This is a genomic window from Gimesia aquarii (assembly GCF_007748195.1).
Classification (GTDB): Bacteria; Planctomycetota; Planctomycetia; order Planctomycetales; family Planctomycetaceae; genus Gimesia; species Gimesia aquarii.
Genome location: NZ_CP037920.1, coordinates 4,277,015 through 4,302,210 on the forward strand (window position 1 = coordinate 4,277,015; position 25,196 = coordinate 4,302,210).

Sequence of the window (25,196 nt, forward strand, 5' to 3'; positions counted from 1 at the left end):
CATGTTGGATATTTAGTCCCTGCAATCGCTTGTTGGATCTTTCAGGAATTGGTGTCTATGAAAATTGCTGGCATTCAAATGAATGTTTCTTTGATGGAAAAGGAACAAAATCTAAATCGTGTGATTGAAAAAATGAACGAAACCGCGTCCCAGGGAGCCAACCTTACCGTGTTCCCGGAATGCGCATTAACCGGTTACTGTTTCGCCAGTTTAGAAGAAGCCATCCCTTATGCGGAACCAATACCTGGTCCATCTACACAAAAATTACAACAGGTTTGCCGTGAATTAGATCATTCTATCGTGATTGGTATGATTGAACTGACAGAAAAAAAACAGGGGGTTTATAACGCTGCTGTTCTCATCACACCAGAGGGAGTCTTAGGGAATTATCGGAAAATTCATCTGCCATTTCTCGGAGTTGATCGATTTGCTACTCCCGGAGATCGTGAATTCGATGTCTACAAGCACCCTCAAGCAATCATCGGCCTCAATATCTGCTACGATAGTGCCTTTCCAGAATCATCCAGAGTCATGTCTCTTTTGGGAGCCGATTTGATCACCCTTCCGACAAACTGGCCTTCCGGAGCTGAATGTATGGCAGAACATGGAATCAATATGCGCGCAATGGAGAATGGAATTTATTATTGTGCCATCAATCGGGTCGGTTTGGAGCGCGGGTTTCAATTTATCGGCAAGAGCAGCATTTGCGCTCCTTCCGGCGAGAGTTTAGTTCGCGCTTCCGGTACAGATGAAGAAATCCTGTATGCTACCATTGATCCTGCGATTGCTCGTAATAAAAGAGTCGATCGTGTACCGGATTTGCATGTGATTGACCGTCTCGCAGACAGACGGCCTGAAATGTATGAGAAGATTATCGAACCGCATGGCTTACACCCTCCCGGTCGTAATTGAAAATCACTCAAATTTAGGTTAAGTGATTGTATTTGATCCCAAACCAATATCAGTTGTAATCATTTTTTGGCACAATCTATGCTGTTGATAACGTGACTTGAGTAAAAATCAACCGCATCATGTTTATCTCTTTACTGTTCTAAAGAAGAAGAAACCAGCTTCAATGTTTCTGATTCAAAGCGGTTTCGTGCTTGATTGTATCAGTTACTTAACACCTGATCGCATTTCTTTGCTGACAACGGTTTTAATTAATTTTGAGAGTAATCCACATGAATTCCAAACTGTTTCAAAATGCAATAGCAGCTTTGGTACTTGCTCTCATTTCCGGACTTTGCTTTCAAACATTGTTCATTAACCCAAGTGATGTTCTCGTAGGATCGCAAGATAACGGCCATAACGATACGACAAACACCTTCATTGCATTAAAAAACTATCAAAAAGACTCGATTGAACGACAACAACATATTCCGTATTGGAATCCTTACTCCTTACTGGGAGTTCCTGTTCTAGGAAATCCTCAAACATCGCTATTTTATCCAGGCAACTGGATATTCTTTTTTACAAATGCGCTATCCACAATGAGTTGGGTTCTCATATTTCATCACTGGTGGGCCGGGTGGGGTACCTATCTACTCACTCGAAAATATCAGTTGAACTTTTTCAGTTCTTTATTATCAGGAATCATCTTTCTGGCAGCGCCCTACTTTGTCGCCAAAACGGGAGAGGGCCATTTCACATCGATCACTCAAATTGCCTGGTTCCCTTGGATTTTTTATGGCTATGAACTTTTGATCGAAGGTCGCAAAAAAGCACCTGCTGTCATGGCTATTTTTATCGCTCTTGCTTTTTTCTGCGGACATGTTCAAGAAGTTTACTACCTGCTTCTCTTTTTGACAGCTTCCATCGTGATCGAATCTGTAATCGCTTTCTTTCAGAAAAATAGGAAAGTCGATTCTGATCAACTCGTTCATGATCAAATCAAACCTGAGAAGAGTAGTATTTCCTATTCAGCCGGTAGCTTACTCAAGAGTTGGCTAATCACCGGAATTTTAACAGTCGGGCTGGTCGCCATTGATCTGGTACCAGTTTATATTTACACCCAGCAAGCGGTCAGAGCCAGTGGTATTGATGCCATAGCGTTGAAAAGCGGGAGTCTTTCCCTTCCAAGCTTGTTACAGTTACTGGATCCCTTTGTATGGGGAGGACCAGATCACTACAGGGGGCCAGGTGGATATTATTGGGAAGCGGTTTGTTATTTTGGTTGTCTGCCTTTGTTACTCGCGTGCGTAGGAATATTGACTTCGATCCGAAACCGAACTGTTCTTCGATTGTTTTTGATTGGTTTGACTTCGTTCTTGTTGGCATTCGGCCCTCATTTGCCATTCTATACATTGCTATATGACATCGTTCCCGGATTTTCCATGTTCCGAATGCCTGCGCGGTTACTGTGGATCTGCTCGCTAATCATTGCCTTGCTGGCAGGTTTTGGCTGTGAATCAATTATGTCGTTATCCCTTAATACTGTTAAAAAGAGATACAGAATTCTCTCTTTAATTGGCTTGGTCACCACCTCACTTCTCTTATTCTATCTGAATTATTCATCGCAAGGTGTCATTTCTTTTGAAGTTGCCCCTCAACAAGTATTTAAGATACAACTCATCTCATTTTTCGTTGCTGTTCTAACGCTTTCAATCGCAGTTTTTTCAGGATCTTTCTCACATAAATCAGCCATCTGTGGATCTCTATTGCTTTGTGTTGTTGCTACAGGTGAACTTACTCTCCATAGCAATCATATTTTAAGAACAATTCCACAATCATCGTTTCGAGCAGAAACAAAAATCACGAAGTTCTTGAAAGCAAATCTGGGACAACACAGAGTCCTCGTCGGCCAAAAGCTATTGAGTGATCGAGAAGCATGGGATAACCAGATACTCAAAGTTCAAGGATATGAACCAGTACCTCTTGTACGTCTTGGGTTGTTGGCGGCGGCGGCCTTTTCTCAACCGGATGCTGCACTGATGATGGCGGGATATAGTAAGCCACAACTTTCTACAGCTCGCAAACCAATCTTAGATCTCATGAGCGTGAAATACGCTGTTTTGGAAACTGAGAAATCTATTGAAATCGATGGCTGGAAAGTCGTGGATCAAGGATCCATCCCTGAGGAGTTTGCTTTGCGAGATTCCGAACCAGCCACATTACCGTACCTCATTCTCGAAAACGTGAATCCATTACCAAGAGCATATTTAATTGGAAATACCGAAACCTTAAATCCCAATGAACCAAGTAAACAAATCGTCGAAACCATCACAAAACTACAGCCGAAGAATGAAGTATTCCTGCAAGCTGATATCCTGCCCCAAGTCAAACGACAATCCTATAAAGCAGCTACGATTAAGAGTGCAAGCCCTGATCACCTGGAAATACAGGCTGAATTAGGTGCACCAGGCTATCTGATTCTCTCCGACATTTATTACCCGGGCTGGTCTGCACATGTCAAAGAAAAAACAATTCCGGTTTTGCCTGCAAATTTTTCATTGCGAGCGATTCCTCTTCCAGCCGGTATTCATGTGGTTCAGCTCTCATTCACTCCGCCAGGATTCAAGATTGGTCGCGTCATTTCGCTGACCACTCTCGCTGTGATACTCATCTTATTGCTGATGTCTTCACGTTCGTCCAAAGAGGTTAAGCCGAACTAATGCTGTTAGTCTTTGAGAAATCATCAGAACAAATATGATAAAAGTTGTGTTACTGCAAACATGGTTTCTTTGACTAGTTGGACTGATTTGCCTGCTTCTTTTTTTTCTGTTGTCGATAGTACTCTTTAACTTGTGCCTCGGTAGGAAGATTTCCAACTCCTGCAAATCTCCCGATAGGGCGCTCAATTTTATGAACCAGATATCTCCCTGAACGAAAAACAACGGGATGCGACCAGGGATAAGCACCTTTCAGACTGACGGGATAATCTGTAGGTGTCGTTTGTTTTGGGTCAGGTGATACAGCTAAAGCCATTTGTCGATTAAAACCGCTATCGATCAGATCAGTGACAACATATTTCTGTTGGCTTTCATTCACGGCCTTATAAAGTTCGTTGCGATGATTAGGGCAAAAAATCAAAACGGAATCAAAAAAGACAAATCGGGTAGCTGGTCTGACAGCAAGCTCAGGGTATAAATAAACCAGCGTACTGTTGTAACAGTGCAATTGCCCATCCTTTAAATTTTGTGATTGCAGAAATTGTTTTACAGCATCCAGATCTTTCCAGTCCACTTGCACTAACAGAGCTAGCTGTGACTTTAATTCCGCATTGCTGGAGTTCAATAAACAAGTTTTCCACAACATCATGCGATTTGGTTTGAATCCAGGGAATGATAAGACAACCATCATCAGAAAGAATGCCAATCCACTTTTCCATCCCCAGTTAAGCGCCTCATTCTGATATCGATTGTCTAAATATCCTCCAATAAGGGTGATTGCTAATAAGAGAGAAGGAGGATGCACATAATCAAACAAATGTTGAAAAGCAAAAGATTGCACGACCCAGCCTAAATACAATAAAGCCAACAATACTGAATCTCGCTTCCCAGATTCAACGAGAGTATCACGTTCGGAGTTACCTCTATATTTCCAATAGTCCCTGATAGCTATCAAAGCGAGAGGCACAGCAATTAGATGCAGAAAAACCCAGGGGTAAAATCGGTATAAAAATTGAGCAAATCGTAAAGGTTCCCATCCTGCTTTACGCGCTGCGACATACTCCGGATTCCATTCAGTAAAGGTCTCATAAAACGCAGGCCAGGCGCCATTCTGCCACATCCAGTAACTTCCTGCTGCTCCCAAAGCTAAGCCGCCCAACAGTAAACCAGAAAAATCGATCAGCATTTTTTTAGGTTGTCGTATTATGAACAGTGATCCAATCCAAACACATAAGGCTGGTACTGCTACAAAGGGCTTGATCCAAAAAGCGGTTGCCCACAAGAGACCTTCCAGGAAAGCCCATCCCCATACAGATGCGAACGAACGCTTACCTGCTGTCTGTCTATTCTCAATGAGTTGATCGCTTTGTCTACGTCTTAACCGCACCGCAGCCAAAGCGGGAAAGAGAATCAATGTATCTCGCTGAAAGTGAGACCATTCTGAGATCGAAAAGTAAAATGAAAATAAAGCAATACCGATCCAAATCATGCCGGTCGTAGAGAGTTGGTTTCGACGATTCCACAACATCAAAAGCAAGGCACTACCGCTGAAAATGATCAAATCTACAATCCGAATCGCGTCAGAACTCATCCCAACTAAAGAACGAACCAGCATGTGTAACCATACGATTCCCGGCAGATTCGTCTCAAACATATCTTTGTATAACACCCCATCATTAAGAGCCATTTGCGCTTGAAGGTCATATAAGACGACATCTGTTGCTAAAGGCATCCTGATAAATAATGGAACATTCAAGATCAGAATCAGAAAAAAAATAATAAGAGCAACCCAGGTTAAGCCTGTGATTTGCCGGGCAGGCTGGCTTTCCACAATCAATACTCCACATATTTACACATATTACTGCTGTCATGAGAACCAGATGGAGCCAATACTATAGACGGCATAAACACTATAGGTAAAATAAATCCTTGTAGATTGGATGAAAAACTGCCATTTTTGTAGAGAAACAGGAAGAGTTGTCCTATTTGCACTGTTATGCTGGGCTTAGTAGGCCATTTTTGTAGTCAGAGATCTTATTACGATTTTATTTTAAAACCCATAACGAAAACAGAAGAATTGTGGATCCCGGACATCTCACTGAACTTATTGAATTAGAAGAGAATTATTGGTGGCACGTTGCTAAACGTAAGTTGGTAACTGAAATTCTAACCTCCGAATTTCCCGCTCCCGGCTTAATTATCGAAGGGGGAATTGGTTCTGCACGTAACTTACTGGAATTCAGCCAACTAGGATACGAAGTGACTGGATTTGACCTCATGGAAGATGCAGTAGAACATGGGCGTTCGCGTGGATTAAACAATCTCTTCGTACACGAACTCAGTCAACCTTGGCCCGTTCCTCCGGCCACTGCAAAAGCGGTGCTTCTGTTAGATGTCATGGAGCATATGGAGAACCCGGTTCAGTTATTAAAAAATGCCAAGGAAACATTAGCCTACAATGGTGGGATCATAATTACAGTCCCCGCTTACCCCATGCTCTATTCGGACTGGGACCGAAAATTGGGACATTTCCGACGCTACACAAAATCAAAATTTCGTGAACATACTGAGCAAGCAGGTTTGAAAGTAAAATGGTTGACATACTGGAATTCGTTTACTTTACCCGCTGCCATAGCGATTAGAGGAAAAGATAAGATTCTGAAACGTACTGATGATTCTCCTCCACGCTTTGCCAGAGTTTCACGATTTACAAACGCCTGTCTGAAATCGTGTGCCAATATTGAACGTAAACTAATTCATTCGACAGGAGTTCCATTTGGCCTTTCACTGGTAGGAGTATTGGTCAAATGAAAGAATGTAATCATGAACATTCTCATTCTGTGAGGAGACCGATTGCAGATGCTCTGATTTCGGTTGTTCTACCTGTGTTTAATGAGCAGGATGTGCTACCGCAATTACTACAAGCTGTTGAAGATTCATTACAAACAGCAGGATGTCAATATGAAATTATCTTTGTTAACGATGGATCGTCCGACAAAAGTGGAATCATTCTTGATGATCTTGCAGAATTAAATTCCCGTGTCAGAGTCGTCCATTTCGCTAAAAATTTTGGACATCAGGCAGCAGTTCAGGCGGGTTTGTTGCACACAACCGGTGATGCCATTGTGATTATGGACTCTGATATGCAAGATTGTCCCAAGGCCATCGTTGACTTTATCATGCATTGGCAAGCGGGCTATGATGTTGTTTATGCGGTGCGTACAGAACGAAAAGAGAATATTGTAAAACGTTGGGCGTTCCAAACTTTCCATAAAATTCTGAATCTGATTTCCAGTACTCCCATTCCACGCGATGCTGGCAATTTTGGTTTAATTGACTGTAAAGTAGCCATTCAAATCGCACAACTACACGATCGAGATCGCTACTTTCCCGGACTCCGATCCTGGGTTGGTTATCGTCAAATAGGTGTTACGGTAGAACGCCTGGCCCGTTATGACGAAAATCCTCGCGTGTCTTTTATTCAACTGTGCCGCTTAGCAAAAACCGCTATTTTTTCTTTTTCTTTTTTACCACTTACGATTTTTTATGTGATCGCTGCCTTATCAGCTGTTGTCTGTATCGGACTGATTTCCTTTGTGCTTTATCATAAGCTATTCACTGAGTTAGCAATTCCTGGCTGGGCTTCGACTACAATTACCGCATCATTTTTCGGTGCACTGAATGCATTAGGAATTGGAATTCTCGGTGAATATGTCACCCGAATTTATGACCAGGTAAGAGCCCGGCCGATGTTCATTGTTGGGTCTAAAACCAATTTTGACTCACCTGAAATCGAAGCGCCACTACTAGCCAAACTAGAAAAAAATCAAATCACTAAAGAAGATGACGCTCTTGATGCTGCCGAGAATTTTTCTTAGCAAACTTATTCAAGATCAACCGAAGATTTATTGAGTCGTCGGTTTCACAATGCTGACTGAATCTTGAAAACGTGAAGTGGGCTTTTCGCTACTATGTTGATGCCGATCCACGTCTTTGTTCTGGGTAGTATGTAAGAGCCGTGGACGAAAGACAACCATGAGCAGCATCGGTAAGTACCACAGCAAATAAACGCTTCCTTGTTGAGGATACCACAACAGCGTCGCAATAATGATAGCCGTCGAATGTGACATGAGATGGGCTAAATTCTTTCGACGCGGCCAAATCGTCAGACAGGCAATTAAGAGTACAAAACCAATAAAGACGGGAATACGATAAGCCGATTCATAATCCCCCCAGAATCCGGGAATTTTTTGTCCTCCCTCAAATTTGAGAACTGACCAGTCGATCGAACCAATTGTTTGTTTAGTAAATGAAAAGCGATCAACAGATGTCAGGATAAGACTACCTAATAAGATAATACCAACAACACTCCCGGACAAAGCAAAGCGTTTGAATCCATTTTTCCAATAAAAGCTGGCCCACAAAGGTAAAAGAAATACGGGAAAAAACATGGCGCCACATGCCAGCCCCATAAAAATGCCCGATAGAATGGGTTTCTGGTAGGTCACAAACGCCCAAACCAGTAACGCAGCGGGCAGCACATGATTAGCTTTACTTACATCATATGCAGTACATGGCAACAAAAGATAAAGTAATGCCATCGCCAGTCCCAATTGAGTATCGGAAAAATGAACCTTTCCCATAATAATCAATCCCACCACGACAAAGGCATGCGCCAGAAACGCCATAATGCGTGCTGCCAAAGTGGATGCATCCAGTCCGTTAACCATGGCAGTTGAAAGTGGAACAACAGGCGTCGCTAATAAACGAGCAGTTGGCCCGGCTTCAGGAGTTTTTTGTATTTGAGTTTTTGTGACATCTTGCATACTCAATAAATTATCTGCCTGCTTTACGGTTTGAATGGTTTCCGGTGCAGGGATTTCCGTAAAGACGCGAATCATCAAAAAGGTGAATATTGAAATACACAGAAAAGCCATTCCGAAACTATTCAGATTCTGTTCACCACGCGGCCTGCGTTGAAAAAAACAATCAACACTCATCCGAACCACAAATAACCCGGTTCCCACAAACAACCAGACATTCCCCAATATAGGATTGGTACCGACAAACAACAGACCTGGAGAAATCGAAAGCAACAACAATAAGTCTAAATTGCGCAAGGACAGGATACGATCAAATCGGAAAAAGACCGCGATCGACAGCAACAAGGATAAATAGAACCATGTTGCTTCACTGACAAAATAATCGGGTAAGATGTGATCCATACGTGAATACCGCCAGTGATTAGAATTGATCACCAGTCGAAACGATTCGTTGTTTGAGCGTCAAACAGGTCCCCTTGTTTTTACCCAAACTTTTACACCTATTCCAAGATTGATCTTTGAAATCAATGTTTAATCTTGATTAGAGGATTATTCTGCACTCATTGTTCAAAGATTTGAAAATTATAACCAGTCGATTAATCGCATTTTTCTCAAGTTGGTAAAGATTCTGAACGCAATACGAACCATTCGTACACATCAACAACACACTCCTCCGATTTCAATCATTAGCCTATCAATTCAATATAGAAAAGCTCGCATGATTTGCTTCATAAATTACATTTGATAAACTCACATAAGAATACTGGTTTTTAAATAATTCTGTTTGATGTTTGAATTCAATACTGAGATGATAAAAAACATATCAACGTCATTGGATCTGAGATTCCAACTCTAAATAGAAATGATTCTCACAGCTTATTACTCCACAAGACCTGCAGAGGAATCAAATGATGAATCGAAACAAAACATACACACTGTTTCTCATCTACTGTTTGTGTTTAGTGATTCATACTCCACTCCTGGCACAAACCCCGAAAAATAAGCATACCGTTTCCTCCGATACTGATGCCTCTCTCAAAAAATTGAAATCGAATAAAGGACTGTGTGTCGTTCTGGGACTACCTCAGGCAGATAAAGCGTCCTTCGTTGTCGAATTAGTTCAGAATACCAATTTACAAGTTTATTTTCAGTCAGAGTCACAAGCAGAAGTGGCGCAAGTCCGCCGCTTGTCAGATGAAGTGGGACTATTAGGTCAACGTATTTTTGCTGATCGGGGAACGAAGAATGCCATTGCTCTGGCCAGTAATCTGGCTGATGTGATTTTCGTACAAAAAACCGCGGGAAATTGGGACTCTAAGACTGAACTCTTACGTGTCTTACGACCTCAGGGGATCGCTTTTTTATCGGACTCCAAAATAACAAAGCCAGTTCCCAAAGGAAATGATTATTGGGATCACCCCTATCATCGTCCCGATAACAACCCTCAATCGACTGATCAAAATGCGCGATCTCCTTACCGCACCCAATTTCTGGCAAATCCCAAATTTTCGCCAATGCCTGAAATATCCGTTGCAGCCGGAGGAAAAGTTTATAAAGCATTCGGACACATTGCGCATAAACAAAATCAAAACGCCATCTTAAACACTTTAATGTGCATCAATGCCTACAATGGAACCATTCTCTGGAAACGTAAGCTGCCAGAAGGTTTCATGATTCACCGTAATACTATGATCGGAACCGAAGATGCCTTGTATATGGCTGATAATGAATCCTGTAAAATCATTGATAGTGAAACGGGAAAGATCCGAGATGAAATCGTCATTGATGAGAAGATGGCCGATGGTCCTGTCTGGAAATGGATGGGTATGCAGGATGGTACACTGTATGCATTGATTGGCAATAAAGAGGTTCAGGTAGACACTAAAAAATCTGCTAGACGTGGATTAGGACACTGGCCTTGGGGGATGTGGAAAGGGCATGATTATTCAAACCCTAAAAACGCGTTTGGTTTTGGTCGCACTTTTGTTGCCATCAATCCAGCCAACAAAAAAGTTCTTTGGCATATTCGTGAAAAAGACTATATCGACAGCCGCGGCGTCTGTATGAAAAATGACAATATTTATTACTACTGTCCAGACAAATTTCTAGCCTGTCTCAACATCAAAAATGGAAAACAAGTCTGGAAAAATGATGATAAAAAGCTGTTGGCTTCAATTGGCTCAAATCAAAAAGCGCAACATTATGTCACAGGCTACGCAACGACCACCTACTTGAAATGCAGTGACGACTATCTGTTTTTTGCAGGACCACAGCGATTACATCTCGTAACAGCATCCGCCGCTGATGGTTATTGGTTGTGGGAAAAAGAGCATGGAAATCTCCAATTAGTTTTGCGTGACGACGGCATTTACGCTGCTGGTCCTAAAGAAACAGGTATGAAACTAGACTATGCAACCGGAGAGAAAATCGCTTCATTACCAACCCGCCGGGCTTGTACTCGAGCTACAGGAAGTGTCGACAGCATCTTTTTCCGTACTAGTGGAGGAACTGTTCGCCTGGAAACGGACTCACATACTGCCCAACATATTGCCCCTATGCGGCCTCCCTGTCAGGATGGAGTCATCGTTTCTAATGGCCTGTTATACTGGGGTCCCTGGATGTGCGGTTGCCAGTTGTCTCTTTATGGACACATTTGCTTGGGTCCTGAAAAGAATTCCTCTGCGCCATCCACTCAAACTCCTCCACGAAGAGTGACTTATACAAGTGAACTGTCAGATGTCGAACCGCTATCAGTCCACAATGATGACTGGCCTGTTTTTCGTGGTGACAATCGGCAATCTTCCACGACGAAAGCTCCTATTCCGAAGAAATCAAAACTTGCCTGGACAGCACAAGTAACAAAGTCCTCATTACCTACGGCCCCTACTGTCGCAGGAGAGATGATTTTTGTGGGCGACCGGAATGGCGTTATCAGTGCATTTGATATGCAGGGTAAACTGATCTGGAAACGATATACCGGAGGCGCTATTTATTATCCACCGACCGTCAACAACCACCGCCTTTTTGTTGGTTCAGCTGATGGGCGAGTTTATGCATATGAAGCGAAAACAGGAAAACCTCTCTGGTCTTTTCGAGTGGCACCGCATCAACGGCTGATTCCTGTTTATGGTAAATTGATTTCAACCTGGCCTGTTGCTGGTGGCGTCGTCGTTCAAGACGATACGGTTTACGCTGTAGCAGGAATTGCGCATTTTGATGGCACGCATGTCGTTGCTTTAAATTCAATTACTGGTGAATTGAAACAGGAAAATAATTCCTCAGGTGCATTATCACAAGAAGTAAATAGTGGGATCAGTCTGCAGGGAAGCTTATACATCGAGGAAGATGAACTCAGGTTCCTGGCAGGGGGCGTCTATGAAACAGCCCGTTATGACCTGAAAACATTAACGTGTCTCAATTCTCCCAGTACTGAAGTTCGATCACAGTATCGAACTGCATTTTATCCCTACTACCCTGGTTACGGTAAATACCTGTCGATTGAACACATGTTAAAAGACCGACGGGAACTGGTCCATGACGCCAGTTATGAAGGGAGTGTTTTTACCAATCTTACCTTAAAAGAAGCTCTTCCCCCTGGTGCCCCCAAAGCGAAAAAAGAAGCAGCTCGCTGGTTAAGTATGCGTGCTCGACGAACAGGGCAAGCTTACAAACGTAAAAATCTCTGGGAAGATCAGAAACAACGCCGTTTTACCAGTTTTATTGTCTCTCCTGAAACAATCCTGGTAGCTGGTCATCCGGATTCAAAACCAGACTCACCTTTCCTGACAGCCATCAATATTAATGAAGGTACAGATCTCTGGACCCACAAGCTACCAGCTTTGGCAGTGAAGGGGGGAACTGCGATCGATTCCGAAGGAAGAATGATTGTCTCATTGGAAAATGGGCAACTCTGTTGTTTTCACAAAGAATGACTCCTATTTGGTATCAATGTTTAAAAATGACTTTCTGCTGAAATGAAAATCAGGTACTTTAGAAAAGACGAAATGATCGCGTCCTCATAAAGCCTCAATTTTGATTCACTGAAGTTTGATACCAATGACAGCCCGTACCCAATTTTATCTGCTCGGAAATAACAGCCATCTGTCTGATAGCTTGAATAAACTCTCTGATTACAATTGTAATAAACTCGAAAATCAAACTCTCGAAAGCCTTCAACCGGATGAGACCGTTTCCCTCTTTGAAGAAACCTCTTCAGAATATGTCGGATTTATAGAGCGACCAGAGTTAATTGATCAGACCCAACTCAATCAGATCAAAAACTTTGAGTTAAAAAGAGATCAGACAGGAGCCTGCTTTCTTCCTTTCAGTTCTGCAGAACTTTTTACACAATCATATGAAATTCTCTCTCCAATAGCAGTGCTTCTTGCTATGAATCCTTTTCAGCACGCAATCGTGCTGATACATAAATCGACATTTTTAAGTTTGAAAGAAATACCCAACTCTGAAGACCTTCTTTGGCATTCATTGATTCTCATGGCGGAAGCAGGAATTAAAAATCAGCTGATTGCTGCCCCAGCTCTCAATGTAGGTAGAAAGTTACAAATTCCTTTACCTCAGTTAGCTCCAGATTATCCTGGTCATGATCGCGACTGGTTGCTTCATTTGATACGCGATTATCAACCTGCTCAGGACTTGCCGTCGGTTTCTTCTCAAGCGGACGCAATCGCTCTGAAAGCTGGATTACTCTGCATCCACGACTATCTTGAGGAAAGTCATCAGCTCTCACAATCAGTTGAGCACGAGGGTCCACACCGCTCGGGAGATTATTGGCATCACATAATGCACCGTCGTGAACCCGATTACTCCAATGCTAAGTATTGGAGCAGGGCTGTGGGTCATCACCCCTTACATGTGGTCTTACCTGAAGCTGTAGAGCCTCTGTTTGATCAGTTCCATAGCCCGGCTGTTGCTAACTGGAAAAACCAGTTATTGCAAAGTGAACGCTGGTCTCTCAATTCCTTTGTTGATTGTTGTGCTGAATGTGAATCAAATCAGAATTTGGAACTGAACGACTTGGCTCAAAATATTCAATGGATCGAAATGCAACTCCTGCTGCAGAAAACATCCCTAGATGCCACAACAGGTTAAGTTCAAGCGAGAATTCAGATATTTTGAGAGTCTTAATGCGGAAATACTTCCGTTTTTTTCAATGATTGCTGTTCAGAATGACAAATCACAGGAATTGCATAGCTAAATTCTGTTGACAGCCACGTTTGCGCGGTTATGATTTATGTACTTACCGCTCAATCCTCCTGCGACTCCTGCGGGCAAACCGAGTGGATATCCATCCATGGGATTTCCTTCGAGATATATTTTCGCAGGGACTATCAGACAGGAATGACAACATTCCTTTTGATCTATTCCTCAGCATCGGCAGAGCATACCTTTTCAGGAATATCCCATTTATCTGGTATTCATTTTATCGGTGACGTCTTTGTCAATTACCATTTCACTGAAAAAACCTGGTTGCTCGAGTAGATGTCAATACTCGATGATTTCACCATAGTTAATGGGATAATTAGTATGTTTGGCTTTCCTGGCTGGATTGAAATTACGATCATTTTAGGAATCATCTTGCTCCTGTTTGGTAAGCGTTTACCTGGAGCTATGAATTCTCTCGGAAAAAGCATCGTAGAGTTCAAAAAAGGTGCACGGGAAGTTTCAGAAGAAGATGAAAAACCTTCTAAAATGGAGGCCCCAGACTCTGAACAGGACAATCAGTCAAGCTAAAATATCAAACAGAATGATAATGACACTGAACTCTTATTAATCGCATTGGAAAAGAAACAAGGCTCAAAGGGCTCGATCTTTTTGGTAAAGAAATCCCTGAAACCTTATTATAAAAAGAGGTGAAACAATGTTTCAAACTATCACACACATAACTACCGTTCCTGCGATTTTTGGAATGCCCGGTGGATATGAGATGATCATCGTCGGAATTATTGCGCTTCTCTTATTCGGTAAACGCTTACCGGAAGTGGCACGTAGCCTGGGGAAGGGGATTGTGGAATTTAAGAAAGGCGTCAGCGGAATTGAAGATGAGGTAAATCAAGCCTCTTACTCACAATCACAGACAGAAACACCTCGACCTACGCCTGAGGAACATTCAGAGGAATTTACCGCGCCTAAATTTGAAGTGCCCACATCAGAACCAACTACTGAGAAGAATTCCGAACAGCAGTCATAAGCATTACCAGCTTTTAATGCTAAACCAAATCAGTCTGAATTAATAGGGGGCTTTACTGCTCATCACTTCGACATCAACAATTCGTCCTGAGGGCTTCGTTAAGTCAACAATGATGGGTTGAGGTGTAACTACTTCGGAGAGATTTCCGGCTGCATCGCGTGCAACGACCTGTAGATAAAACTTGGATGGATTACCTTGCTTAACAGACCAGGTAAACCGTCCTAAATCTTCCTGCCATTCTACAATGGGCTCCCATGGTCCCTGTGGTTGAGTAGAAAAATTGATAGAGATCGGTTTTTCGGCCGGATTCAATTCGTTTACTGTCCAGGAAATGGTTACTTTGTTTCCTTCCCCACCCAGTCCCTGTTTTACTGGATTTAATTTGATTGTGGGGGCAGTTCGATCAACGGCAACCACAACATCGGGCTTTTCACCGGACTTGGGTAGGGCATCTGCCAGTCCGACACCACTGCGAACACGCAGCGCAAATCCATAAACTCCGTCATGAGGAACCTCCACAAGAAATGGGCTCTTCTTGTCGGGATCTTCTCCATACTTATACCACTTTAGACCATTATCTTCTGTAATATAAAGTTCCACTGCCCCCACTCCGGAAGGTCCTACTTCATCAATTTGAAAACCGATCTGAAAATTTGTAGCGTTCACTATCTGCTTTCGTTCAGAAGACCATTTCTTCTCTTTTACGGGATATCGATTTTTAGCATACAGCGGTCGTTTCTCCGGATCATCGGCGACATATTGTCCTTTGATCTGGTCAGGAATTGACTGCCCTCCAAGTGATGGTTCAGTCGATCCATCATTTTTAGGAAAGACATTGGGAAGTTGTTGATTTGCAAGTGGCGTTTGATTCTCAAACGAATCCGGCTGGCTCGTCTGTAATGGCTGGGGCACATCAGAATAGGGAGTCAACGCTTCTGGTTTCGAAAATCCTGAACTACCCTGGGCAATTGGTTGATTAAAATCAGGCACATCTTGTTTAGGTTTTGGTACTGTACGGCTCGCAGCAGCTACTACACGGATCTGTTTTTGACTGGTCCCTACATTTGCAGCCCTGTCTTTGATTGATCCCCTCACCGCGACCACACCGCCTTGGGAAATAGACCAGGTTGTTTGACCTTTACTATGCGGAGCCACAATCACACGTTGCCAGTTCTGACTGCCATTTTGAGCATATTCGAGAACCAGTTTTGTTGGATCAAGATATTTATCGGTTGCGTTCCAAACGAGTTGTACTTTTCCGGGAGAAACCTGCCTCAAATCCAAATCTAACTGGGGAGGCGTGGTATCGATTACAACACGTAATCCTGGTTCAAAAACTCTCCCTGAAGGATGAAGCTGATTATTGGAATCCAGAGTTCTGACTGAAAACCAGTATTCTCCATCCTGAGTCGCCTCGAATGGAAACTTTCGAGCGGTAGGCGCTACGGATTTCATATGATTCCAAGTCACCCCCCGATCGGTAGAAACATAGAGCCGGATTTCTCGAGCCCCCAAGCGTTCTATCTCAGCTTGATCATAGTGGTAGGGAATTCGAAACTGAGTCTTACTGGTATAGACGGGCGTGGAAGAAACTGCTGCTGCCTGGGTTATAAAAGGAAAAAATCCATAGACCCAGCAACTGACCGCCAGTAATGTCACTCGTCTCATGCCAAAACACCTCCCTACCTGGACAACATAAATAATAAAATGATCCAGGCTTGGAGCCCCTCCTGAGAAGTTGGAAATCAGTCAATAGCCAATGCGAACGGATACGAGAGCCTGCACTCCCATAAGCCGGAACTCGGGCGAGTAAACGGAATATCGACTATCTAGGCATATCGTCAAATGAGTTCTTATGACTTGAGAGGATCTTTCTGGTTAAATCAGTAGGGTAGTTGGAGGTAATTTTCCCTGTATTGAGTAACAGCAAGGTCAAGATGACACAAACGATTCAGCAGAATACAAGTTCTTTAGCAGTTTCTACTGAATGTCTAATACTTAGAACAATAAACACCATCTATAAATACATTTACGAAGAAATACACAACCTAATAAATGTCAGCATCACACAAGATAGTATTTACCGACTAGATTTTGCGTATCTCTTTGATCTTATTCATGTATTCAGTAGTTAAATTCTGAATTCCCTCCAGGTCTCCTGCTTCAACCATCTGTTTTGTGACAAGGGAACTTCCTAAACCAACTGCACATGCTCCTGCCTGGAGATAGGCCGGTATTGTTTCTAAATCGACTCCTCCAGTAGGCATCAGTGGAATTTGTGGCAGAGGACCATGTAATGCTTTGAGATATTCAGGCCCCCCCACAAACGCCGGAAAGATTTTAATAATGTCAGCACCCGCTTCCCAGGCAGTGAGTGCTTCTGTCGGAGTTAAAGCCCCTGTCATAATCAATTTGTCGTAACGATTACATAACTCAATGACATCAGTGTTAACTGTAGGAGTTACAATAAACTCCGCTCCGGCAAGAATTGCAGCACGAGCTGTCTCTGAATCAAGCACAGTCCCTGCACCTAAGAGAATCCGGTCTCCTAACTCCTGCTTCACCTGAGACAGAATATCGAGAACTCCGGGCACCGTAAAAGTTACTTCGATCACATCCAAACCACCAGCATAGACTGCTTTTGAGACATCAACCAGTAACTCACCTGATTTTGCACGAATAATGGCAACGGCACCACGATCAATAACCTGAGAGAAAGCCGTGTGTCGACTCATAAAATGCTTACCTTTTTTTATTAACGAAAACGTCGATATTAATCAGTTATGTTTGAAAGGAAAATTGCTCAGCAAACTCTAAGATCCATAAGTCCACCAAGTCCTGAAATGACTGCATATCAACTTCAGCGATGAATTGATAATGAGAACGATTATAAGTCTCTTTATTTCGGATTGTTGCCTTAGCAACCAATTCAATGATATGAGTATCCGTAAATGGTCTGACTACCATTTCCAAACGGCTATAAAGACTTTGCGCCCTTTGCTTCGATCCGATGCTGACATCATCACGAGTGATTCTTGATCCCCAGCCATCTTCTTCCATTAGTGTTTTAAATTGGAATCCGGGAAAATGATCGGTTAGTTTCTTCAGACAATCATCAATGTGGTCTGTTAGTTCCAGTCGGTATTTCAAATGCAGATTCCGAAATTCTTCTTCCGTCATCTTCTTGCCGACTTCTTGTTGTAATTCTTCATCTTTGGCTGCACGCCCTTTATTGATGGCATGCTGAAGACGTTTATTAAAGTCCATCCAAAATCCTCAGTAAAATTGAGCGTATGCTGCTGGTTCGATTGTCACAAACTCTACTCAGAAGGCATGAATCATGGTAGTTCAAGAATCGATCATAAAAATGAGCAGTCGGGGATGCAAGGTATGCTACTACTTGCATGTCAATTCTGTCAGTCTGTTATGAATCAGCTAATTAAATTAATAGTCCGATTTTGTGCTTCGGTAACATCAACAATGTAAGCTTTACTTTTTTCAGGGTCCGAAAGTACATTTCTCGCTAATATGAAACCAATTCACATTTTTTCTATTTTCTGTGAGATGATCACTCATCAACGAACTTGATTTAAGTGATTTTCAACGGAATCCAGTTGTTTTTACCGTATCCCATGCAAAAATAATTTATTATGTCAACACCAAATCAGATGCTGGCAATCTTTGTATTACATCATATTTTACGAATTTTTGGCGCGAGATATGCTAAATATTCCCGTATACTAATACAAGTCTTTAATATTCAGGAGGACTTGCCTCAAACTTGACTGTACCCAATAATTAACGATATGCCAGAAATGAGATTGGGATCAACAGTGGGGTAAGTTCAAAAGAGGATTGTTTTCGTAGCGAAACAATTTAGGGATTCGTATTAGGAAAGGCAGGGAGAAAATACTTTCTGCTCACTTTAAAGTGATTCAGCTTAATTTAACTCTAGGAAATTTATCAGGAAAACAAAAGCTATTCAAGGAACTCTTTGAAGGTCAGGTTCTTGGGTGGATTTTAGCGGCTTTCATTATCAGTTTTTTGATTTGGTTGACCGTAAGGATCGTAGGGCGTTTTCGGGAAAATGAGGATCGTCATGTTGATACATCTGAATTACTTCTACAATTCTCAGAAATGCGCCGAGAAGGTGACCTCACCGACGACGAATTCCGATCCATCAAAAAACGGCTTACTGACCTGCCCGATAAAGGTCTCAAAGAAAATGAAGCTACTGATCAAACTGATTAGTCCGATTAGAAAATTTGGACTGTTAGAATCTTATTATTCTTAATTGATTATCAAATGATCGTAAATTTACTCAATTGCCTCTTGTTAAATTAAAGTAGATTCAACCTTTAGATTCATGTCGCAAGTTTTTTTACATATCAAGTGATTTGCACGGAGGCAGAATCAAAACTCACTGGACGTTGAACGCCATTATTTAGATGACACCGTTGAAGGGAAGCTATGCCCACCGGACGAGATATCACCTCTGGAAAACGTAATTCTTCTGGGAAGAAAAATGCAAATTGTTCTTTTTGTAGAAAAAGTTATCGCGAAGTTGGCCCCTTAGTAGAGGGTCCTGACAACGCGTACATCTGCGGAGAATGTATTGAAGTATGTCAATCAATACTGGAACAAGAGCATCGACGTAGAGGAACTACAAAGAAACTCTTTAAGAATGTTCCTACACCTCGCGAAATTGTAACTCACCTGAATGATTACGTCATTGGTCAGGAACGAGCCAAAAAAATCATGGCTGTTGCTGTGCACAATCATTATAAAAGACTCATGCATGCCGAAGATGATAGTTCGGAAGTCGAACTTGATAAATCCAATATCCTCCTGATTGGACCAACAGGATCCGGGAAGACATTGCTGGCAAAAAGCTTGGCGCGTTATCTCCAAGTTCCCTTTGCGATCGGAGATGCAACAACCCTTACGGAAGCTGGCTATGTTGGTGAAGATGTCGAAAACCTTTTATTGAAATTATTACATGCTGCTGACTTTGATGTTGAAGCGGCACAAAGAGGAATTCTGTTCATCGACGAGATCGATAAGATCGGAAAAACGAGTCAGAACGTCTCGATTACACGCGATGTTTCAGGTGAAGGGGTCCAGCAGGCTTTACTTAAGATGCTGGAAGGAACAGTTGCCAACGTTCCTCCACAAGGAGGACGTAAACACCCAGAGCAGCAATATATTCAATTAGACACGACCAATATTCTCTTTATCTGTGGCGGGACGTTTGTAGGCCTGGAAGATATTGTAGGTAAACGTCTTGGTCGAAAAACGATCGGCTTTGGTCAGTCTGGCCAACAGAAAGAGCAAGAAAAAACGAAAAACGAATTACTTGCTCACGCATCAGTCGATGATGTCTTAGAGTTCGGGCTGATACCAGAACTTCTTGGACGTCTTCCCGTACTATCATCATTGGCCCAACTTGGCGAGGATGATCTGGTTAAGGTATTAACTGAGCCTAAAAACTCACTCGTGAAGCAGTTCCATAAATTCTTTGAGATGGAAAATGCAAAACTCGAATTCACTGATGCGGCTCTTCATGAAATCGCATGTATTGCTCAAAAGAAGAATACAGGGGCTCGTGGTTTACGTAGTGTTATCGAACAGGCAATGTTCGATATTATGTTTGAGCTTCCCGAACAGGAACCAGGTAAAAAATATGTTGTCACACCTGAAGTTATCCAGGGAACAGAACAGTTATTCCCCACGGATGATTCAGCAGCCGCATAGACTTCCAGCCACCCAGTCCCTATAATTCAATACGAGAAATGATCACATTTCCCGCCGAAGTCTTTATCTTCGGCGGGTTTTCTTACTTGTGGCTGAGTCATGAAAATTCGACTGAACGTCCAAAATCCCTCAAAAAAAACCAAACCAATCACACTCACAAAAAACACGCTTATTGGGAGAGCATCTGATTGTGATTTGAAGCTAAATTCCGATCTAGTCAGTCGTTATCACTGTAAAATTTTTCTGACTGATTCAGTTGCTTTACTGCATGACCTGGGCAGTTCAAATGGTACCTTTATAGACGGAAAAAAACTCACCCCCAAACGTGACACTAAATTGTCTTCGGGCAGTCTACTGTCCATCGCCGATGTAAGTTTTCGGATTGAGTATGATTCACAGGAATTCCTTGAAGTAGGATCAACAATTCATTTAAATAGTCTTGATGAACTTACTTCAGATAATCCACTCGTTTCAGTTTCTGATGACGTTGTTCCCATCGATTCACCTGCGGAAATTTCACTCCCCGAAAATCACACGCATCCAGATCAGAAGAAACCGAAGGACACTGTTACGATTGAAGATTATTCTCCCGATGATCAGACAGAGGAAAACAAAAAGACAATTCAATTTCCCGAAATTGACCTGACCGACAATATGGAACAAGATTGACACAACTTAATCTTTTTTTAACGGGATTCATTCATGTCAGATAATGATGTTCAACAGCTCTTGAAATTAAATAAACAATTACTTGATGCCATTGATCACAAAGACTGGAATACTTATACCGCCCTTTGTGATGAAGAATTGACATCGTTTGAACCAGAATCGGAAGGGCATTTAATTTCCGGAATGGATTTTCACCGTTTTTACTTTGAGATGAACCCTACGGGGAGACCGAGGCAATCCACAATCAGTTCCCCCATGGTTTCCATTATGGGTGACGTTGCACTCGTAACCTTCGTTCGAATCGTCCAGGCCATCGATGAGCATGGCCTTGATTCAAGTTCTGCTTTTGAAGAAACACGTATTTGGCAAAAACAGAATGATGAATGGCAGCATGTTCATTTTCACCGATCAATCGTATAAAGATTTCACGTTAAAAAATGAATGAACCCACGCAAACACCTCAAATTGTCATTCTTTGCTCAGACATGCTTTTTCTAAGCAAGATCACAGGAGTTGCAAAACATCTGGATCTCTCGTTTTGTACTGTCCTCAGTGCTAAAAGGGCTTCAGAATCGATTATTGAAGGAACAAGACAACTACTACTGGTAGATCTCAACCAGCCTGACCTGAACTGGCAACAACTTGCATCAATTCATGATCGTTATTCAAATGTGGTCAGCATTGCGTTCGGACCACATGTGGATACAGAGGGTCTTGAAAAAGCTAAAGCAGCAGGGTGTACTCAAGTATTGCCACGCAGTCAATTTTCTGCACAGCTTCCTCAGCTCTTGCAAACAGCACTTTCAGTAGAAACAGACTAGCATCACTGTTGACGCATCAGGGAGTTATGTCAATTTGAATTTTTTTAACAGTCCCTCATAAGCCTTTTCACCATGCTTAAGATCGACAACTGCGCTAATGCGGGTTTCGCTGGTGTTAATCATCTGAATATTGATATTAGATTCTGCCAGTGCATAAAACATGGATTGTCCCACGCCCGTATGACTGCGAAGTCCAATCCCAACAACAGAAAGCTTCGCAATTTCCGCTTCATGGCTGACTTCTGCCTCACCCCATTCAGAAAGTAGAGGCTCTACCAATTCCAGGCTTTTTTCCAAAGAGGTTCTAGGAACTGTAAATGACAAGTGTGCCTGCTCTTCCTCACCCATATTCTGCACGATCATATCGACAGACACGCCTCCCTCGGCCACAACAGAAAACAGTCTTGAGCAGATCCCTGGACTATCTGGTAAATTTCTGACCGTCACGCGAGACTGACTTTGATCAAGTAATACCTCGCTGACGACGATATCTTCCATATTGGCTAACTGATCGATGATTTCCTGCTCTAACTGCGACATTTTTTGTACTTGTATTTCAGTATCAGAATCATCTGATTGCTTCTCGTTAGTAGCAAATTCATAACTTGGGAGGCGATTAAGCTCAAAGCCGTTATGAATGACTTGTACTGCTTCTTCACACTGGTTTCGATCTACGAGAACGGTCACTTTAATTTCGCTGGTGGTAATCATGCCAACATTAATGTCGGCATCGGCCAGGATTGAGAACATACGACTAGCTACACCATAATTATTCCGCATTCCGCTACCAACAATCGAAACCTTAGAAAGGTTTGTCCCATGTTGAATCTTTCCTGCACCGATTACATCAATCGCTTCACTGGCAGCAGTCAGGGTTTCAGCCAGATCGGACTGAGGAACGGTAAAAGATACACGAGCCACTCCACCTGTTCCCACATCCTGAACGATCATGTCCAGACTGATCTTCCGTTCTGCCATGCGGGTAAAAATACTGCTCATGATACCAGGCTCATCAGGAATGTCGGTCAAACTGACTCTGACTTCATCTCGAACAAAAGCAATTCCTGTGACTACTGGTGCCTCTGCAAGTGGTTGGATAGCGATCAAAGTTCCCTCACAGTCTGAGAATGAGGGGCGTACCTTCAATGGGACTTTATATTTTTTAGCAAATTCGATAGACCGTGAATGCATCACCCCAGCTCCCAAACTTGCCAGTTCGAGCATTTCGTCGTACGAAATGCTGTCCACTTTGTGAGCTTCTGGGACAATGCGCGGGTCTGTTGTGAAAACTCCTTCAACATCAGTATAGATCTCACACATATCAGCATCCAGCACAGCGGCTAACGCTGTTGCCGTTGTATCACTTCCACCTCGCCCGAGCGTGGTAATGTTCCAATCTTTATCTCTTCCCTGAAAACCGGCGGCAATGACAATCTTACCTTCGTTGAGTGCTGTTCGCATTCTATCTGTCGAAATCGAGATAATTCGCGCCTTCGTATGTGAGGAATCAGTCACGACACCAATTTGTGAGCCAGTCAGACTAATTGCTTCTCCTCCGAGCTTGTGAATCGCCATAGCCATTAATGCGACAGATTCCTGTTCGCCAGTCGAAAGTAGCATGTCCATTTCACGCGGAGTAGGGTCATCTGTAATTTCAGCGGCTAGCCTGACAAGCTCGTCGGTCTTCTTTCCGCGCGCACTCACGACCATGACCACCTGATGTCCTGCCTGATGCATGTCAGTGGCACGCTGAGCCGCAGCTTGAATCTTGCTAGTATCGGCTACACTTGTTCCACCAAATTTCTGGACAATCAGTGACACGTTTCTTCTCCGTTTCTTTTTTTTAAAAAAACTCGTTTTAACAGCGGGACAACCAGAGTGTCCCTGATAACAATTAACATACAGCTCATTCGACTAAGTTAACGAACCTAGAAAAGGTAACAAATGGCCTCGTCTTCGTGAATCATTAGCGTTTTCGGATTCCATAAAACATTGAAAACCGCATCGAAAGTTCGGTTTTCTCTGTTAGGAGACACGTTGATTTAGTCTTAGTTCTTTCTCAGAACAAAAAAATGAACAAATAAACACATTACCTGGCAATCAATTTTATCACCTCGTCCGCAACATGCCGTGCAGCACCTGGAATTGAGATTTCCTGCATCGACTGCCTCATTTGTCTTCTACGTTCATCCTCCTCCAGTAAAGCAGTTATCGTCTCTCCCAGCAATCTGACAGTGCTATCAGATTCCTTAGACTGCAATGCGATAGTCGCTGCACCCCGGTCTGCATAAAATCGAGCGTTTTTGAGCTGATGATCCCCAATGGAACCCGGAAAGGGAATAAGGACCGTAGGACACCCCACACTTGCCAATTCTGCAAGTGTGGTTGCTCCTGCTCGGGAGATTACCAGGTCAGCTTGCAGATACCAGTTTTTCAGGTCATTAAAGAAGGGCTGAACCGTGACTTTGAGATTTGGATGCCTCTCTCGCAACAGCTCATATTTTTGCTCAATATTTGAAAAATCAAGTATGCCTGTTTGATGAACCATATGAAGTGGACCGCTTATCTTGTCCAAATACTCTTCCAACATTGAGATTACTGCAGCATTGACCGCAGTGGCTCCCTGACTGCCTCCTAAGACCAGAATCGAAGTTTTATCAGATGGTGTTGTACTTTTTTCTTTCTGGGAAACTGCTTGAACAATTTCCTTTCTGATTGGATTTCCAGTAAATACAATCTCAGGAATCACAGTTTTTCGAGTCATTTTGATTTCAAATGGCGTCTCTGCAAAAGAGGTACAAACCAGGTTTGAAAGTGGAAATAAAAATCGATTGGCTCTTCCTGGTACGGTATTCTGCTCCAGTAAGACAATGGGAATCTTGAGACGCGATGCTGCCAATACAACTGGTACACTGGCAAAACCTCCCAAGCCAATCACGACTGCCGGCTTTTCTCGTATTAAGAAACGACGCGTCCGAAAGAACGCACGGCTATTATTCCACAGAAAACGAAAGGGAGCTCGTTTTAAATCACTCGTTGAGGAAGAAGGTAGGGGAAGATGCTGGTATCCAGAACTTTTAATGATTTGTTGCTCGACTGATCGATTGGAACCAACAAACGTAATTCGACATTGGCCGAGAGCAACCAACTGCTCAGCGACAGCAATTCCCGGAAGCAAATGACCGCCTGTTCCGCCACCTGCAAAAACGATCGATTTCGTATCTGAAATGGTTTCGGCCATGGTACTGAGGAATCACTGCTGAAGATACTTTTAAAGTTCAAAGACTGATTGAAAGTGACAGCATAGAGGAAT

The 25,196-nt window shown here is 42.7% G+C and carries 20 protein-coding genes; 13 read left to right on the forward strand and 7 right to left on the reverse strand.

Going from position 1 to position 25,196, the window contains the following annotated elements; translation table 11 throughout:
• Positions 1-57 precede the first annotated feature (57 nt).
• Together V144x_RS16465 and V144x_RS16470 are read left to right on the forward strand one after the other, a co-directional pair.
• Positions 58-912 carry a carbon-nitrogen hydrolase family protein gene (locus V144x_RS16465; protein WP_144986214.1) on the forward strand — a complete coding sequence of 285 codons (855 nt, stop codon included), beginning with the start codon at positions 58-60 and terminating at the stop codon, positions 910-912.
• Between the two features lie 269 nt (positions 913-1,181).
• Positions 1,182-3,611 carry a YfhO family protein gene (locus V144x_RS16470; RefSeq protein WP_144986215.1) on the forward strand — a complete coding sequence of 810 codons (2,430 nt, stop codon included), beginning with the start codon at positions 1,182-1,184 and terminating at the stop codon, positions 3,609-3,611.
• 73 nt (positions 3,612-3,684) lie between these two features.
• On the opposite strand, the gene V144x_RS16475 is transcribed toward V144x_RS16470, so the two are convergent.
• On the reverse strand, positions 3,685-5,439 hold the full coding sequence (locus tag V144x_RS16475) for a hypothetical protein (protein ID WP_144986216.1): 1,755 nt from the start codon (positions 5,437-5,439) through the stop codon (positions 3,685-3,687).
• Positions 5,440-5,687: 248 nt separating this feature from the next.
• Here V144x_RS16475 and V144x_RS16480 point away from each other — a divergent pair, with 248 nt between their 5' ends.
• A complete protein-coding gene (locus tag V144x_RS16480; RefSeq protein WP_197998470.1) occupies positions 5,688-6,419 on the forward strand; it encodes a class I SAM-dependent methyltransferase in 732 nt (243 codons plus the stop codon).
• Positions 6,416-7,486, forward strand: a complete 1,071-nt coding sequence (locus tag V144x_RS16485) for a glycosyltransferase family 2 protein (protein WP_144986218.1) — start codon at positions 6,416-6,418, stop codon at positions 7,484-7,486. Before V144x_RS16480 ends, V144x_RS16485 begins: the two co-directional genes overlap by 4 nt.
• A gap of 27 nt (positions 7,487-7,513) precedes the next feature.
• Here the strand turns inward: V144x_RS16485 and V144x_RS16490 are convergent, their stop codons facing one another.
• On the reverse strand, positions 7,514-8,833 hold the full coding sequence (locus V144x_RS16490) for a hypothetical protein (RefSeq protein WP_144986219.1): 1,320 nt from the start codon (positions 8,831-8,833) through the stop codon (positions 7,514-7,516).
• Positions 8,834-9,339: 506 nt separating this feature from the next.
• On the opposite strand from V144x_RS16490, the gene V144x_RS16495 reads away from it, so the two are divergent.
• The 4 genes from V144x_RS16495 to V144x_RS16510 all read left to right on the forward strand — a co-directional run bounded on the left by V144x_RS16495 (position 9,340) and on the right by V144x_RS16510 (position 14,639).
• Positions 9,340-12,363 (forward strand): outer membrane protein assembly factor BamB family protein, encoded by a 3,024-nt coding sequence (locus tag V144x_RS16495; protein WP_144986220.1) that lies wholly within the window; start codon positions 9,340-9,342, stop codon positions 12,361-12,363.
• A 124-nt stretch (positions 12,364-12,487) separates the two neighbouring features.
• Positions 12,488-13,540 (forward strand): hypothetical protein, encoded by a 1,053-nt coding sequence (locus V144x_RS16500; protein WP_144986221.1) that lies wholly within the window; start codon positions 12,488-12,490, stop codon positions 13,538-13,540.
• A gap of 435 nt (positions 13,541-13,975) precedes the next feature.
• The gene (locus tag V144x_RS16505; protein WP_144986222.1) at positions 13,976-14,182 is read left to right on the forward strand and encodes a Sec-independent protein translocase subunit TatA/TatB; all 207 of its coding nucleotides are present in this window, start codon (positions 13,976-13,978) and stop codon (positions 14,180-14,182) included.
• A gap of 127 nt (positions 14,183-14,309) precedes the next feature.
• On the forward strand, positions 14,310-14,639 hold the full coding sequence (locus V144x_RS16510; protein ID WP_197998471.1) for a Sec-independent protein translocase subunit TatA/TatB: 330 nt from the start codon (positions 14,310-14,312) through the stop codon (positions 14,637-14,639).
• A gap of 39 nt (positions 14,640-14,678) precedes the next feature.
• On the opposite strand, the gene V144x_RS16515 is transcribed toward V144x_RS16510, so the two are convergent.
• The 3 genes from V144x_RS16515 to V144x_RS16525 all read right to left on the reverse strand — a co-directional run bounded on the left by V144x_RS16515 (position 14,679) and on the right by V144x_RS16525 (position 17,906).
• Positions 14,679-16,307, reverse strand: coding sequence for a hypothetical protein (locus V144x_RS16515; RefSeq protein WP_144986223.1), 1,629 nt, complete (start codon positions 16,305-16,307; stop codon positions 14,679-14,681).
• Between the two features lie 419 nt (positions 16,308-16,726).
• Positions 16,727-17,374 (reverse strand): bifunctional 4-hydroxy-2-oxoglutarate aldolase/2-dehydro-3-deoxy-phosphogluconate aldolase, encoded by a 648-nt coding sequence (locus V144x_RS16520; protein WP_144986224.1) that lies wholly within the window; start codon positions 17,372-17,374, stop codon positions 16,727-16,729.
• 46 nt (positions 17,375-17,420) lie between these two features.
• Positions 17,421-17,906 carry a hypothetical protein gene (locus V144x_RS16525; RefSeq protein ID WP_144986225.1) on the reverse strand — a complete coding sequence of 162 codons (486 nt, stop codon included), beginning with the start codon at positions 17,904-17,906 and terminating at the stop codon, positions 17,421-17,423.
• Positions 17,907-18,569: 663 nt separating this feature from the next.
• On the opposite strand from V144x_RS16525, the gene V144x_RS16530 reads away from it, so the two are divergent.
• From V144x_RS16530 to V144x_RS16550, 5 genes are all read left to right on the forward strand, one after another.
• Positions 18,570-18,890, forward strand: a complete 321-nt coding sequence (locus V144x_RS16530; protein ID WP_144986226.1) for a hypothetical protein — start codon at positions 18,570-18,572, stop codon at positions 18,888-18,890.
• A 219-nt stretch (positions 18,891-19,109) separates the two neighbouring features.
• Positions 19,110-20,393, forward strand: coding sequence for an ATP-dependent Clp protease ATP-binding subunit ClpX (clpX, locus tag V144x_RS16535; protein WP_144986227.1), 1,284 nt, complete (start codon positions 19,110-19,112; stop codon positions 20,391-20,393).
• 99 nt (positions 20,394-20,492) lie between these two features.
• A complete protein-coding gene (locus V144x_RS16540) occupies positions 20,493-21,062 on the forward strand; it encodes an FHA domain-containing protein (RefSeq protein WP_144986228.1) in 570 nt (189 codons plus the stop codon).
• Between the two features lie 33 nt (positions 21,063-21,095).
• A complete protein-coding gene (locus V144x_RS16545) occupies positions 21,096-21,482 on the forward strand; it encodes a DUF4440 domain-containing protein (RefSeq protein WP_144986229.1) in 387 nt (128 codons plus the stop codon).
• Positions 21,483-21,499: 17 nt separating this feature from the next.
• Positions 21,500-21,883, forward strand: coding sequence for a response regulator (locus V144x_RS16550; RefSeq protein ID WP_144986230.1), 384 nt, complete (start codon positions 21,500-21,502; stop codon positions 21,881-21,883).
• A 24-nt stretch (positions 21,884-21,907) separates the two neighbouring features.
• Here V144x_RS16550 and V144x_RS16555 read toward each other — a convergent pair whose 3' ends face one another.
• Together V144x_RS16555 and murG are read right to left on the reverse strand one after the other, a co-directional pair.
• Positions 21,908-23,704: an aspartate kinase gene (locus tag V144x_RS16555; RefSeq protein WP_144986231.1), complete on the reverse strand. Its 1,797-nt coding sequence runs from the start codon at positions 23,702-23,704 to the stop codon at positions 21,908-21,910.
• A gap of 268 nt (positions 23,705-23,972) precedes the next feature.
• Positions 23,973-25,124 carry an undecaprenyldiphospho-muramoylpentapeptide beta-N-acetylglucosaminyltransferase gene (murG, locus tag V144x_RS16560; protein ID WP_144986232.1) on the reverse strand — a complete coding sequence of 384 codons (1,152 nt, stop codon included), beginning with the start codon at positions 25,122-25,124 and terminating at the stop codon, positions 23,973-23,975.
• Between the last annotated feature and the right edge of the window lie 72 nt (positions 25,125-25,196).

Excerpts from the sequence above, each read along its gene's own strand:
- V144x_RS16465 (WP_144986214.1), top strand. The coding sequence starts at position 58 with ATGAAAATTGCTGGCATTCAAATGAATGTTTCTTTGATGGAAAAGGAA.
- V144x_RS16470 (WP_144986215.1), top strand. The coding sequence starts at position 1,182 with ATGAATTCCAAACTGTTTCAAAATGCAATAGCAGCTTTGGTACTTGCT.
- V144x_RS16485 (WP_144986218.1), top strand. The coding sequence starts at position 6,416 with ATGAAAGAATGTAATCATGAACATTCTCATTCTGTGAGGAGACCGATT.
- V144x_RS16490 (WP_144986219.1), bottom strand. The coding sequence starts at position 8,833 with ATGGATCACATCTTACCCGATTATTTTGTCAGTGAAGCAACATGGTTC.
- V144x_RS16495 (WP_144986220.1), top strand. The coding sequence starts at position 9,340 with ATGATGAATCGAAACAAAACATACACACTGTTTCTCATCTACTGTTTG.
- V144x_RS16500 (WP_144986221.1), top strand. The coding sequence starts at position 12,488 with ATGACAGCCCGTACCCAATTTTATCTGCTCGGAAATAACAGCCATCTG.
- V144x_RS16505 (WP_144986222.1), top strand. The coding sequence starts at position 13,976 with ATGTTTGGCTTTCCTGGCTGGATTGAAATTACGATCATTTTAGGAATC.
- V144x_RS16510 (WP_197998471.1), top strand. The coding sequence starts at position 14,310 with ATGTTTCAAACTATCACACACATAACTACCGTTCCTGCGATTTTTGGA.
- V144x_RS16515 (WP_144986223.1), bottom strand. The coding sequence starts at position 16,307 with ATGAGACGAGTGACATTACTGGCGGTCAGTTGCTGGGTCTATGGATTT.
- V144x_RS16520 (WP_144986224.1), bottom strand. The coding sequence starts at position 17,374 with ATGAGTCGACACACGGCTTTCTCTCAGGTTATTGATCGTGGTGCCGTT.
- V144x_RS16525 (WP_144986225.1), bottom strand. The coding sequence starts at position 17,906 with ATGGACTTTAATAAACGTCTTCAGCATGCCATCAATAAAGGGCGTGCA.
- clpX (WP_144986227.1), top strand. The coding sequence starts at position 19,110 with ATGCCCACCGGACGAGATATCACCTCTGGAAAACGTAATTCTTCTGGG.
- V144x_RS16540 (WP_144986228.1), top strand. The coding sequence starts at position 20,493 with ATGAAAATTCGACTGAACGTCCAAAATCCCTCAAAAAAAACCAAACCA.
- V144x_RS16545 (WP_144986229.1), top strand. The coding sequence starts at position 21,096 with ATGTCAGATAATGATGTTCAACAGCTCTTGAAATTAAATAAACAATTA.
- V144x_RS16550 (WP_144986230.1), top strand. The coding sequence starts at position 21,500 with ATGAATGAACCCACGCAAACACCTCAAATTGTCATTCTTTGCTCAGAC.
- murG (WP_144986232.1), bottom strand. The coding sequence starts at position 25,124 with ATGGCCGAAACCATTTCAGATACGAAATCGATCGTTTTTGCAGGTGGC.